The sequence below is a fragment of the Rhodoferax aquaticus genome, from assembly GCF_006974105.1.
In the GTDB taxonomy this organism is placed as follows: domain Bacteria; phylum Pseudomonadota; class Gammaproteobacteria; order Burkholderiales; family Burkholderiaceae_C; genus Allorhodoferax; species Allorhodoferax aquaticus_A.
Window position 1 is genome coordinate 3,160,536 of the sequence record NZ_CP036282.1, and the last position, 13,561, is coordinate 3,174,096.

General features: G+C 57.9%; 8 protein-coding genes. 2 read left to right on the forward strand and 6 right to left on the reverse strand.

Going from position 1 to position 13,561, the window contains the following annotated elements; translation table 11 throughout:
- Position 1: 1 nt before the first annotated feature.
- Genes EXZ61_RS14495 through EXZ61_RS14505 form a run of 3 tightly spaced genes read right to left on the reverse strand, consistent with a single transcriptional unit; the run spans position 2 to position 3,485 of the window.
- On the reverse strand, positions 2-1,198 hold the full coding sequence (locus tag EXZ61_RS14495) for an efflux RND transporter periplasmic adaptor subunit (protein ID WP_142812438.1): 1,197 nt from the start codon (positions 1,196-1,198) through the stop codon (positions 2-4).
- 50 nt (positions 1,199-1,248) lie between these two features.
- A complete protein-coding gene (locus tag EXZ61_RS14500; RefSeq protein ID WP_237218972.1) occupies positions 1,249-2,673 on the reverse strand; it encodes an efflux transporter outer membrane subunit in 1,425 nt (474 codons plus the stop codon).
- Positions 2,670-3,485: a CerR family C-terminal domain-containing protein gene (locus EXZ61_RS14505; protein WP_237218973.1), complete on the reverse strand. Its 816-nt coding sequence runs from the start codon at positions 3,483-3,485 to the stop codon at positions 2,670-2,672. Before EXZ61_RS14505 ends, EXZ61_RS14500 begins: the two co-directional genes overlap by 4 nt.
- Positions 3,486-3,687: 202 nt before the next feature.
- On the opposite strand from EXZ61_RS14505, the gene EXZ61_RS14510 reads away from it, so the two are divergent.
- A complete protein-coding gene (locus tag EXZ61_RS14510) occupies positions 3,688-4,545 on the forward strand; it encodes a phosphate/phosphite/phosphonate ABC transporter substrate-binding protein (RefSeq protein WP_142812439.1) in 858 nt (285 codons plus the stop codon).
- Between the two features lie 14 nt (positions 4,546-4,559).
- On the forward strand, positions 4,560-7,703 hold the full coding sequence (locus EXZ61_RS14515; protein ID WP_142812440.1) for a PAS domain S-box protein: 3,144 nt from the start codon (positions 4,560-4,562) through the stop codon (positions 7,701-7,703).
- A gap of 9 nt (positions 7,704-7,712) precedes the next feature.
- Here the strand turns inward: EXZ61_RS14515 and EXZ61_RS14520 are convergent, their stop codons facing one another.
- The 3 genes from EXZ61_RS14520 to polA form a co-directional block, all read right to left on the reverse strand.
- On the reverse strand, positions 7,713-8,531 hold the full coding sequence (locus EXZ61_RS14520) for a ZIP family metal transporter (RefSeq protein ID WP_142812441.1): 819 nt from the start codon (positions 8,529-8,531) through the stop codon (positions 7,713-7,715).
- Between the two features lie 179 nt (positions 8,532-8,710).
- On the reverse strand, positions 8,711-10,528 hold the full coding sequence (locus EXZ61_RS14525) for a methyl-accepting chemotaxis protein (protein ID WP_142812442.1): 1,818 nt from the start codon (positions 10,526-10,528) through the stop codon (positions 8,711-8,713).
- A 163-nt stretch (positions 10,529-10,691) separates the two neighbouring features.
- The gene (gene polA / locus EXZ61_RS14530) at positions 10,692-13,487 is read right to left on the reverse strand and encodes a DNA polymerase I (RefSeq protein ID WP_142812443.1); all 2,796 of its coding nucleotides are present in this window, start codon (positions 13,485-13,487) and stop codon (positions 10,692-10,694) included.
- Positions 13,488-13,561 lie beyond the last annotated feature (74 nt).

Sequence of the window (13,561 nt, forward strand, 5' to 3'; positions counted from 1 at the left end):
CTTATTTGCCAGTGGCTTGTGCAGGCTTGTCAGCCACAGGTGCCGCAGCGCTAGGGCTGACAGCGGCTTGCTCGACCACCTTGACGGTATCGCCATCGCTCAAGAAACTGCCGCCGCTGGCGACCAACTTGTCATTGGCTTGCACACCGCTTTGAATCTCTAGCTGGTTGCCCAGCACCCGCCCGGTTTGCACTTTGACTTGGGTGACCTTGTTGTCGGCACCCACGCGGTACACATAGCTAAAGCCGTCTCGCACCACCACCGCTGTCTGCACCACGGTCAGGCCGCCAGAATTACCCAGCTCAAAGTCCCCACGGGCAAACATGCCGGGCTTCAGTGCGCCACTGGCCGCCTTGCCACCATCTACTGGCCCCAAGATATCGACAAAGGCTTGCCCATTGCGGCTGGCGGCGTCCACCGTAGGCGCCACCATGCGCACACGACCTTTGAACTGCGTGCCCGAGGGAGCGGTCAGCACCACGTGGGTGCCAACCGTCACGCGGCCCAGGTCTGCCGAGGGAACCTCACCGCGCCACTCCAAGCGCCCCTGCCGAATCAGCCTAAACATTTCGGTACCGGCCCCCACCACCGAGCCCACGGTGGCGGTGCGCGCAGAAACAATGCCGCTGTCCGGTGCGATGACCTGCGTGTGTTTGAGGCGCAACAACTGGGCATCCAGCTGCGCTTTGGCTGACTCGACCCGCGCCTTGGCGGTTTGCTCTTGGGTCAGATACTGGTTGATCTGCTGCGCGCTGATAGCACCTGTGCCTTGGACTGCACGCGCGCGGTCGGCATTGGCTGCCGCTTCAGCGGCATTGGCCTGTGCCTCGGCGACCGATGCACGCGCTAAGGCCACATCGGCCTGCACCGTCTCGGACGCAAAAGTGGCCAGCACCTGCCCCCGCTGCACGCTATCGCCTACGGCCACCGTGAGCTCTTGTACCCGCAAGCCGTTGGACTCTGCGCCCACGCTGGCTTCTTGCCAAGCAGCGACACTGCCATTGGCTGCTAGCTTGATAGGCAACATGCCTGACTTCGCTTGGGTCACATTGACAGTGAGCGCCGCTTTCGCAAGCGCTGCAGGCTTGCCTGCGTCTGCTGCTTCACTGCGGGTGGAAATAAGGCCTAGGCCAGCCAATGTCAGAACACTGGCTGCGATAAGGCCAAGAGTCAAAGGTTTCAGAGTGATTCGGTTCATGGTTGGGTCTCGGTTGAATGCGGTCAATCAAATAGGAGAAAAAGGGAGTGCTACTGCACTGCAGCTTGGGTTGCTGCTAAGTCAAAACCACCGCCTAAGGCGCGGTACAAAGCGACCCACGCTTGGTTGCGCTCTAAGCGCAGTGCCAGTACGGCGGACTCAGACGCAAGGGCATTGCGCCGGGCATCTTCTAGCTCAACCAAACTGGCGAGCCCTTGGTTGAAACGCGCCTGGGTGGCCGCCAAAGATTCGGCGTAGCCTTGGGAGGACACCAGCGACTCGGCACTGCGGGCATCCGTACTTTGCAGATGGACCAAGGCCTCTTCCACCTCGCGCACTGCATTGCGCACTTTGCCTTGGTAGGCCACCACCGCGTTCTGGTAGGCCGCTTGTGCCGACTTCACGCCTGCCGCGCGCTGGCCAGCATCAAACAGTGGAAGGCTCAGGGCCAAAGGCCCAAACGACCAGGTCGACACGTCTTGCTCAACGCCACCACTGCTCACGCGTAGTGCGCCGATTGAGCCATTCAAGCTCAAGCGAGGGTAACGTTGCGCCTTCGCGCTTCCCACTTGGGCACTGGCCACCACCACATCGCGCTCGGCCGCAAACACGTCCGGGCGCTGAGACACAGTTTGCGCTGGCACAAGCGCTACAGAAATAGGAGCTGCTTGCGCATTTTTTACAAGGGCCTGCGTCAGTTTCTTGCGCAATTCAGGCTCTGAAATGGCGGTCAACGCCACCAAGCCCTTGGTCGTGATGTCGCACTGGGCGGCTTGCTGGGTGACCCGGCTTTTGCCATCGGCGGCGCTCGCTCTGGCCATGGCTGCCACAGAAGGTGCGACAAACCCAGCCCTGGCACTGATGTCTGTCAGGCGCGCAGTTTCTTGCCGTGAGGCTGCATCGTTCTGGCTTACGCCCAATAACTGGTGACAGGTAGACAAACTGAAATAGAGGTTTGCCACTTCAGCTGCGACCGACACACGGGCGTCATGCCATTGGGCTTGGGTGCCTTCTAGCTGCGCCACGGCAGCGCTGCTGACTGCACGGTTGGCCCCGACCAAATCAAGCTCCCACGCTGCCTGCAAACCAATTTGCTGGTTGGTGGAGACAGGCACGTTGGGTTGGCTTACGCCACGCGAGGCACTGGCTTGGGCGCTCACATTGGGCAGCAGCGCCGAATTGGCCAGCGCTTGGTTCGCGCGGGACGACTCAATGCGGGTCAACGCTTGCGACACCGAGGGGCTTACCGTTTGTGCGGCCGTGATCAGCTCCACCAAGAGCGGGTCGCCTTGCTGTTGCCACCACTGGGCCAATGATCCCACGGCGCCTTGGTGAGGCAAAGGCGCCTCCCATTTGGGAGCTACCACGACCTCAACCTGAGTCGGCGGCATGAAGCTAGCGCATGCGGAGAGTGCAAGTGCTGCAGCACTGACCGCACCTCGGCGAAAAAGATGCATAAAAGGAGACGTTGTCATAGGCTTGATGTACGTTTGAGACTTGGGGACTTAGGTTTGGCTTTTGCGATGGGTGATGCGTTGGGCTTGCCAAGCGACGGCTTTTCGGGGGTGACGACAAGGCAAGCTCTACGCTTGGCCTCTGCTTCCACCAAGGCCATGGCGTAGGCGGTGAGTCGTTCGCTGTATAGATCAATCGCCGCATGGCTATTGACCAATTGGGGACATATGGCCGAGTACACGTCAGACCCGACATGCAACATCATGCCCAGACTTGAGATGGCAAACGCCAAGCGGTGCAGGTCGTCATCAACCCCCACTACGCCCAAGTGACGACCTAGTGCTGCGACCAAGGCAGCGTGGGCAGGCTTGATATTGGTGTCAATTTCTTCCTGCCAGACGCCGGTGGGTTCGAGCATTTCGCGAAAGTGCAGTTTCATGCATTGCTGCATCAAATGCCCTTGCTTCATTGGCTCCACAAAGCTGCGCAGAATGATAGACAGCGCTTGCTCCAAGCCAATGTGGGGCCCATCCAGGTCAGCCGGATCAATATTGGGGTTGCTGCGCGGGTCCGCAAACACTGCGCGGTACAAGCCTTCTTTATCCCCAAAGTAGTAGCTGATGGACGCGATATTCACCTGCGCGGCTAAGGCAATCTCCCGTGTCGAGGTTTTGGCAAATCCCTTTTCTGCAAACAGGGCCAAGGCAGCGTCCAACAAACGATTGCGCGCCTCAAGGCCATCGCTGCGCATCGCCTTTGCAGGCACCGCCACTTTGGCTGACGTCATCGACTTGGAGATCCCCACGCCAGTGGGAGAGTGAGCTTTTTTCATGCGGCAGATTGTAGCAAGTTAAATCAAACGTTTGATTTAACTAGAATTTCCCATCGAAGTTTTGGGGGAATTGATGGACAAGCTCACCAGACCGTGTCGCCCATGGTTGATTAAACGTTCTCTTTTCTTAATGCTTGCTTTATGATGAAACCGCTACCCCATCGGGCGAGGCCCTTAACGCCTTCAAAGCAATGGAATTCTTATGAAAAGACGAACGTTTGGACATTTTTTTCTCACCGCACTTTGCTGGGTAGGTGCCGGTTTTGCACCACTGGCTAGTGCACAACAACCCAACTACTCCTTCTCGCCAGTCAACCAGTACGACATCAAGCTCACAGCCGCTTACTGGAATCCCATCATTGCCTATGTGTCAGAGAAAAGCGGTGTACAGCTGAACTTGAAAATTGGCCGTACCTCCGCAGACACCACGGCCTACGTACTCGCACGCGAGGTGGAGTTTGTGTTTAGCAACCACCTCTTTAGCCCAGAGCGTGAACAACTGGGCTGGACGGTATTTGGCCGCAGAAAGACGCCCGCCCTGCAGTCGCAAATTGTGGTTCCCGCAGACTCCAGCATTACGGACCTTGCCCAACTCAAGGGGCAAGAAGTCGCGTTTGCGGGTCCCGAGGCATTCCTTGTTTACAAGGTGCCCTACGCCCATCTGCTGTCCAAAGGCATTGACGTAAAGGTTGTTTTTGCAGGCAATCAAAATGCTGCATTTGCGCAACTTTTTAGCGGCAAAGTTCCCGCTTCTGGCGCCAACTCACAGTTGTCCGAGGGCTATACCAACCGTGAGGGTAAAAAGTTCAAAGTACTGTGGTCGTCGGAGTTTTTCAACGACTTGGCGCTTATGGCATCCAACAAAGTGCCCGACAAAGATGTGAAGGCGGTTGCCAAGGCCTTCTTTGACATGGCCAATGACCCCAAGGGACGCGACATCTTGCACCAAGCTTCTAAAGAAGTTGGACTTCCAGCCGACGCCTATTTCATCCCCGCCACCGGGGCTGATTACGCCGCCTACAAACGCTTCTACCAAACGGCCCCTCTCTCTTTGCACTAAGCGCTGCCAGCACCATGCACCTGTTGCTGCGCCTGCTGCCTAGCTCTTTAGTGGGGCGGGTGTTCGTTCTGTACCTCACCTCTTTGCTGTTTTTTGTGGTGACAGGCTTGGGCTTTTTCTATTACTACCAGTTCAGCCAAACCTTTGAAGAAGAGCAGCTTGCCGCCGAACGCATGATGGCGGTTGCATCGCAGACCGTGGCCGACAGCGCTGTGATTGGCGACTACGACACCATCACCAAAACACTGGAAAGTGCGATTTTCAGATCACACTTTTCCGAGGCCTTGTTTATTGACACCAAAGGCGGCAAGGTGAAGGCAAGCCAAGACTCCACGTTGGTATCTGGTGCGCCTGCCTGGTTGGTAACGCAAGTGCAAGCGAAATTGTTTGACATCAACCACACCATTACCGTAGGAGGCAAAGACTACGGTGTCATGCGCATCAGCTTTGATGCGAACGAAGTCGCTGAAAACCTGTGGCGTGTCACCTGGTACGCTGCCGCGCTGGCCATTGCTGCCTTGCTACTTGGCAGTTTTTTCATACGCATTTTGCTGGTGCGGTGGCTGGGCAACTTTGACAGAGTTCGCCAACGTGAGGCCGATATTCTTTCGGGCACTATCCACATTAACTCTTTGTTAGATGCCGACGCACCCCTGGAGATTCGTCACACCTTTGACATCCTGAGCCGGGCGGCCGAGCGTTTGCTGGCCCAGCAGCAAGAAGCTACGGTCACCTTGAACGCCATTAGCGATGGCGTACTGACCACGGACGCCGCGCACCACATCACCTACGCCAACCCTGCCGCCTTGCACATGCTCAGTCTCAACGCACGCAGAGCCATTGGCAAAGACATGCAAGACGTGCTGCATAGCCTGTATGCACGATCCGATTTACCGTTGGAGTGGAAGGCGCAGCGCATTAAGCTCAGGGGTGCTAACGGGGAACCCCTGGTTTTGGATAGTTCACGTTCCGCCATCTACGGCGCTGAACCCCACGTGAGTGGCTATGTACTGGCACTGCGTGACGTGACCGAGCAGCACACCCTGGACCAACAACTGCACGATGAATTGCTTCTGCGCAGGCGCGCCCTGGACTCGCTGCGCCATGTGCTCAACGTTTTTCATGCGGATGAGGCGCACAAAGCACTGACCTCTACCGATAGCGTGGAGACCATGGAGGCGCTGACCCAACAAGTAGTGGCCTTGGTCAACGAGCGCGAAGAAGGCAGGCGCGCATTGGACAACCAGAAGTTTGCGCTCGACCAGCACGCCATTGTGAGCATCACCGACCTGAACGGCACCATTAGCTATGCCAACGACAAGTTCTGTCAAATATCCGGCTACAGCCGCGATGAATTGATAGGCAGCAACCACCGTATCTTGAATTCAGGACACCACAAGCCGGAGTTTTTTCGCCAGATGTGGCATACCCTTACCCAAGGCAAGGTGTGGCACGGCGAAATTTGCAACCGCACCAAAGGCGGAGAGTTGTACTGGGTGGATGCAACCCTGCTGGCGCTGCGCGACAACAACAACCTGCCACAACAGTACATTGCCATTCGCACCGACATCACCATACGCAAGAACGTTGAGGCGCAGATTGAAGAGCAGCTTCAGTTTGTGGAAGTGGTTTTGGAAGCAACTCCCACTGCGATTTACATGAAAGACCGCCAAAGCCGCTACATGCGGTTTAACAAAGCGTTTGCAGACTTGTTTGGCATTGATCGCAGCGCATGGATTGGCAAAACAGTGTTTGATCTGGTTCCCGGGCAAAGTGCCGAGCTCATGCATGCCAAAGATTTGGAACTGTTTGAAACCGGCCAGAGCCAAATTTACGAGGCCAGCTTTACCAACCGCAAAACGGGTTTGGTCCATGAAGGGCTGTACACCAAGGCACCGCTTATCAATGCCAAGGGCGAAGTCACCGCGCTGATCGGAACTATCTTAGACATTACGGAGAAGAACCGGGTAGAGCAAGAATTGCTAGCGGCCAAACTCAGCGCAGAGGGGGCCAACCAATCCAAAAGTGAGTTTTTGGCCAATATGAGCCATGAAATTCGCACCCCCATGAACGGGGTGATTGGTATGACCGACCTTGCCCTTGACACGCCCTTGGACGCCCAGCAACGCGAGTACCTCACCACCGTCAAAAGTTCAGCGCAGGCGCTCATGGTGATCCTCAATGACATTCTGGACTTCTCCAAAATTGAGGCAGGCAAGCTCCACATTGAAGTGGTGAACTTCTCTTTGGTAGACACCATCAACGAAGCGATCAAGGCCATTGGCGTGCGCAGCAACACAAAGGGCTTGGCACTCAACGTAGAAATTCAAGACCAGGTGCCAGCCTACTTGCGCGGTGACCCTGGGCGCATACGACAAGTCCTCACTAATTTGTGCGACAACGCCATTAAATTCACCAGCGAGGGCTCTGTCACTGTCAAGCTAGAGTGGGCGGCGCTTACCAGCGATGTATTCGAAGTACACCTATCGGTCAGGGACACCGGCATTGGCATTCCGCCAGAGAAGCAACGCCAGGTGTTTGAAGCGTTTAGCCAGGCAGATGCTTCGACCACACGGCAGTTTGGGGGTACCGGCTTGGGATTGACCATTTGCACACGCTTGGTCAACCTGATGGGCGGGCGCATCTGGTTAGAAAGCGTGCCACAGGTCGGAAGCACGTTTCACTTTACCCTGCACCTGCCAATGGGGGCGCCTCCAGCCACATCAGTGCCGAATATGACACCCCAGTTAGGCGTCACACACGATGCGCTGCAAGAACCACTGCGCATTTTGCTGGTGGAAGACCACCCCATCAACCAAAAACTTGCAACCACGATATTGACCAAGCGTGGACACAGCGTGGTATTGGCAAAAAATGGCCAAGAAGCAGTTGACCTGTTCACCTCCCAAGCGTGGGACCTGGTGCTCATGGATATGCAGATGCCAGTCATGGGAGGGCTAGAGGCCACTCGGCGGATTCGGGGCATGGAGGCAGCGGGCCATCGTGTCACCATCATCGCAATGACCGCTAACGCCATGGAGGCCGATCGCCAAGCCTGCTTGGCAGCTGGCATGGACGAGCACATGGCCAAACCGTTCAAAGCCGAAACCCTCATGGCCTTGATCGCCCGGTTCGCCCCTCAAGCAACAGCGCCCTAAGGGGGTCTGTCAATGGCCGTGGGCCAAGCCACTGACCACAGTCACCAAAGCAATGCCGGCCAACAACCAAGCGATCTGCGCCGCGGTTTGTCGGGCACTCAAACGGGTTTGCAGCTGCGGAATCAAATCGGCCAAGGCCACATAGATGAAGCTGCTGGATGCCACCACCAGAAAGTAGGGCAAATAGTCATGCAGCTGGTCCACCAACCAGTAGCCAGTGAACCCACCAATCGCGGTGACGGCGCCCGCAAGTGATACCTTCACCAGCGCAGCACGCTTGTTCGCAGAACTGCGGCGCAGCACCATCAAGTCGCCCATATGGTGGGGAATCTCATGGGCCAAAACGGCCAAAGAGGCAATCACCCCCAAACGCAGATCCGCCATAAAGGCAGAAGCAATCAAAACACCATCACCAAAGCAGTGCACGCTGTCTCCGGTCAGCACTGCCCAAGAGCCCATGGGCGGCGCACTATGAGGGTGGGCGTGCGCGTGGCCGCTGTGGGAGGCGTGGCTATGGCCATGCTGGATCTCGTGCACGTGGCCGCCATGGTGGTGTTCGTGCCCGTGGTGCCACAACTCCGCCTTGTCTAGCAAGAAAAAAAACACCAGGCCCACCAACAAAGTCCCAAAAAGTTCTTGGGCACCTGCCTGGCTTTCAAAAGCCTCTGGCAACAAGTGCATAAAGGCAGTGGCAAGCAGAGCACCAGCTGCCAGGCTCAGCATGTGCTGCGTATAGCGCCCCAAAGCGCCAAAGCTTAAGGCGGCAGCCAGCCACACGCTCCCCACACCCGCACAAATCGTTCCAAACAAAATTGCTACCAAAGTCATAGCTAGTTACGCATATTAGATGGGCGCAAGAGCGCTTTTCATCAAGAATTCAAGGACACGCATTGTGACGCACAAACCTAGACCTCTGCACAAGGCACCGCGTGTACCAAAAACAAAGGGCCCCGCAGGGCCCAAAAGTTAAGTTTCCCCGGCCTCCATGGAAGCCGCTGGTGCTGGGGCTAAAAGGTTTCCCAATCGTCATCGCCGCCAGCTGGCGCCGGTTTGGACTGGGTTTTGGGCGGTGCAGACGCGGCGCTAGCGCCTTGGGGTTTGCTGGCAACGCCGGGCTTGGGCGCAAGCAGTCTGCGCTCTGGCCCCTTAAACGCAGCGGGCTTGGGCGTGCTGGAGCGAACGGGAGCTCTGGCCGCCGGGGCCACTACCGCATGGGATTTGGCTCCACCAGTGCCTGACGCAGTCGCCCTGTTCCCGCCAGAGGAATATGCAGCACTACCAGACCCCACGTTAAACACCGCCACTGCTTGCTTCAAACGGTCAGCCTGGTCACGCAGGCTTTCTGCAGCGGCCGCACTCTCTTCCACCAAAGCAGCATTTTGCTGTGTCATTTGGTCCAGGTTGCCCACACTCTGGTTCACGCCTTCAATACCCGAGCTTTGTGCATTGGCCGCTGCCGTGATCTCTGAAATGACATCGGCAACTCGGCGCACCGACTGCACGATTTCATCCATGGTGGTACCTGCGTCAGTCACCAGGGCGGTACCCGACTCCACTTTTTCGACCGAAGTGTTGATCAAGGCCTTGATCTCCTTGGCTGCGTCGGCACTGCGCTGCGCCAAGGTGCGCACTTCACTCGCCACCACGGCAAACCCTCGGCCTTGCTCTCCAGCACGTGCCGCCTCCACCGCCGCATTCAGCGCCAAGATATTGGTCTGGAAGGCAATGCCGTCGATGACACTGATGATGTCGGCAATTTTTTTGCTACTGGCATCAATTTCCTGCATGGTCTGCACCACCTGTTGCACCACGGCCCCACCTCGCACCGCCACAGTGCTTGCACTGGAGGCCAAAGCGCTGGCCTGGCGCGCGTTGTCAGCGCTTTGCTGCACCGTGCTGGTGAGCGATCCCATGCTGGAGGCCGTGGACTGTAGGTTGCTAGAGGTCTGCTCGGTGCGCTGGGCTAGATCGTTATTGCCTGCCGCTATTTCAGCACTGGCTGTTGCAATGCTGTCGGTGCTACCGCGCACTTCGGTCACCATGCTGCGCAAGGCTTGGTTCATGGTGTGCAGCGAACGTAACAAGTTGCCAAACTCATCCTCGCGGGAGGTGGTGACGGTGGTGCTCAAGTCTCCTTGGGCAATGCGCGCGGCCAGCGCGTTGGCTTGCTCTAGCGGCTCACGAATCGATCCCACCAGCCACCGTGTGGCCACAAAAATCACCACAATAATGACGATCAAGCCTGCAATGATGCCCATGGCATTGCTGCTCCTGCGGGCCTCGGTTTCAACTTGCACTTCGGCCACATGCTCCTGCTGCATCTTGACCAACTCGCGTTGCGCACCCACATAAGCATTTAATGCTGGCTGATAGGTCTCACGCATCAGCTTCTGGGCCTCGGCCTCATTGCCTTCGGTCTTGATCTTGCGGGCGGCGTCCCGCGTCTCAATCACGGTTTTGCGCAAATCTTTGATCTTGCTGAGCTGCGCTTGGTCTGCATCCCTCAAAGGCATGGCTTCCATTTGCTTCTGCAGATCTGTAATTCTGGCGCTGGTTGCGGTCACTGCATCAGAAAAAACATCCGAGATGACATTACCCGGGCTCATCACGATGGCCATATTGCGAGCCGAGTTGGTTTCCGTCAGCCCAGTCCACTCCGTGGACAGTTGCACCATTTGCAGCGCTTGGTCTTGCTTGGCGCGTCCTTCGGCCAATATCGCGTTACTGCGACTAAGGCCGACGATGGCCACTGCGCAAATAAAACCGACCACCAAGCCAATGAAAAGCCACAGTTTTGTAGAAATGGTGAGGCGCTGAAAGCTCATAGTGTCTCCAACTGGATGGCCAAAACGAATGTGCACCAGACGGTAGCACTGAGCCCCCGTTAGCACAAGCCCTAATTGGGTGCTGAAATGTGTGCGATTCGGCTACCAAAAAGGCGCACTGCAGCGCACGCGGCCCGCCACATGCAGGCCGCGCAATGGGCTGTTAATGCGCTTTGTCCCAGTTGGGTCCCACCCCCACCTCGGCAAGCAAAGGCACCTTGAGTGCTGCCACCCCCGCCATGAGACGTGGTATTTCAGCGCGCAACCATTCCACTTCGCCCTCTGGCACCTCAAACACCAATTCATCATGCACCTGCATGATCATTTTGGTGGCCTTGTTCTGGGCGTCCAAGGCTTGCTGCACCTTGACCATGCTGAGCTTGATCAAATCTGCCGCCGTGCCCTGCATGGGCGCATTGATAGCCGCACGCTCCAGCCCTGCCAGCTGCGCCCCCTTGGCGTTCTTGATGCCGGCCAACTGCAACCGGCGGCCGAACACGGTTTCCACATAGCCCTGGCGCTTGGCCAGTTCGCGGGTGGACTCCATATAGCTTTTCACACCGGGGTAGCGCTCAAAGTAGCGCTGGATGTAGTTTTTGGCAGCCGTGTTGTCGATCCCCAAGTTGCGCGCCAAGCCGAAGGCGCTCATGCCGTAAATCAGCCCGAAGTTGATGACCTTGGCGTAGCGACGCTGCTCGCTGCTCACCTGCTCCACCGGCACACCAAACACCTCTGCCGCCGTGGCACGGTGCACGTCCAGCCCGTCATGGAAGGCGCGCAAGAGCGCCGGATCGTCACTGATGTGCGCCATGATGCGCAGCTCAATCTGGCTGTAATCGGCACTGGCAATCACGCTGCCAGCAGGCGCCACAAAGGCTTCACGCACACGGCGGCCTTCAGCGGTACGGATGGGGATGTTCTGCAGGTTGGGGTCGTTGCTGCTCAAGCGCCCGGTCACTGCCACCGCTTGCGCATAGTGGGTGTGCACGCGCCCGGTGCGCGGCAATGCCAGCTGCGCCAGCTTGTCGGTGTAAGTGCCCTTGAGCTTGGCCAGACCCCGGTGCTCCAGCAGCTTGGCCGGTAGCGGATAGTCCTCCGCCAGTTTTTCCAGCACTTCTTCATCGGTACTGCGCGCACCGGTGGCAGTTTTCTTGACCACGGGCATGCCCAGCTTGTCGAAGAAGATTTCACCCAGCTGCTTGGGACTGCTCAGGTTGAAGGGCTGACCGGCAATCTCGTAGGCCTCGGTTTCCAGCTGCAGGATGCGCTGGCCTAGCTCATGGCTTTGGGCCGCTAGCGTGGGCGCGTCGATCAGCACGCCATTGCGCTCAATACGGTACAGCGCTTCGCTGCTGGCAATCTCCAGCGCATAAATGAACTTCAGCTTGTCGCTGGCCTCGATCTGCGGCCAGAGCGCCAGATGCACATCCAGCGTCTGGTCCGAATCTTCGCAGGCGTATTCGGCGGCCTTGGCAATGTCCACTTGGTCAAAGCTGATCTGATTCACACCTTTGCCGCACAGGTCTTCAAAGCTGATGCCGCTGCGCCCCAGGTGGCGCTCGGCCAGGCTCGCCAGGCCGTGGGGCTTGTCGGCTTCGAGCACATAGCTTTGCAACATGGTGTCATGGGCGTAGCCCTGCACCTCGATGCCATGGTTGGCAAACACATGGCGGTCGTATTTGACGTGCTGGCCCAGCTTCAAGGCCTGCGGGTTCTCTAGCCAGGGCTTGAGTTTGGCCAGCACTGCGTCGCGGTCCAACTGCTCGGGCGCTCCGGGATAGCGGTGTGCCACCGGGATGTAAGCGCCTTTGCCCGGCTCGGTACTGAAGCTGATGCCCACAATCTCGGCCCGCATTTCATCGAGCGAGGTGGTCTCGGTGTCCAAGGCGGTGAGCGGCGCTGCCTGAATGCGCGCCAACAGAGCATCCAGTGCCTCAAGCGTGAAGATGGTTTCGTATTCCACCGTGCTCACCCGGGATGCAGGCGCAGCAGCATCGGCAGCAGACTCGTCAAACAAACCCGGCTCTGAAGCGCGAGCCGCAGGCGCTGGAGCGGAGGCAGCAGTTTCGGCGCCGCCTACCGACTTGGCCAACCCTTTGAAGCCGTATTTCTCATAAAAAGCACGCAGAGCGACCGTATCCTGTGCGCCAGCAGCTATTGAATCCATAGCAGGCAGACCATCGACCCAACCCGTGAGGTCGCAGTCGGTCTTGATGGTGAGCAGCGTGCGGCCGGTGGGCAACCAGTCCAGCGCCTTGCGCAGGTTCTCGCCCACCACACCGCCGATGTTGGCGGCGTTGTCCACCACACCTTGGAGCGAGCCGTACTGCTGCAGCCACTTCACCGCCGTCTTGGGGCCGACTTTGGCCACGCCGGGCACGTTGTCCACCGTGTCGCCCACCAGGGTCTGGTAGTCCAGCATCAGGCGGGCGGGCACGCCGAACTCGGCCTCCACCCCGGCAAGATCACGGCGCTTGCCGTTCATGGTGTCGATGATGGTGATGTGCTCGTTCACCAGTTGCGCCAAGTCTTTGTCGCCGCTGCTCACAATCACTTCAATGCCTTGCGAGGCGGCAGTGGCAGCCAGCGTGCCAATCACGTCATCAGCTTCTACGCCAGGCACATCTAGCACCGTCCAGCCCAGCAGGCGCACGATCTCGTGGATGGGCGCGATCTGGCTGCGCAAATCGTCGGGCATGGGGTCGCGGTGGGCTTTGTACTCGGGATAAATCTCGTCGCGGAAGGTCGGGCCTTTGGCATCGAACACGCAGGCCACGTAGTCGGCTGGGTATTCCTTGCGCAGGCTGTTCATCATGTTGATCATGATGCGCACCGCACCGGTTTTCTGGACAGTGCCGTCGGGCAGCGTCACGCTCATGTTGTCCCCGCCGGCAAAAAAGGCACGGTACAGGTAGCTGGAGCCATCTACCAGCAATAGAGTTTTCTTGGATTCGGTCATAGTCCTATTTTGCCTGTGTGATTGAGCCTTGGGTGGCACAGACCTTGGGCTCTACAATTCGACCATGCTTGCCG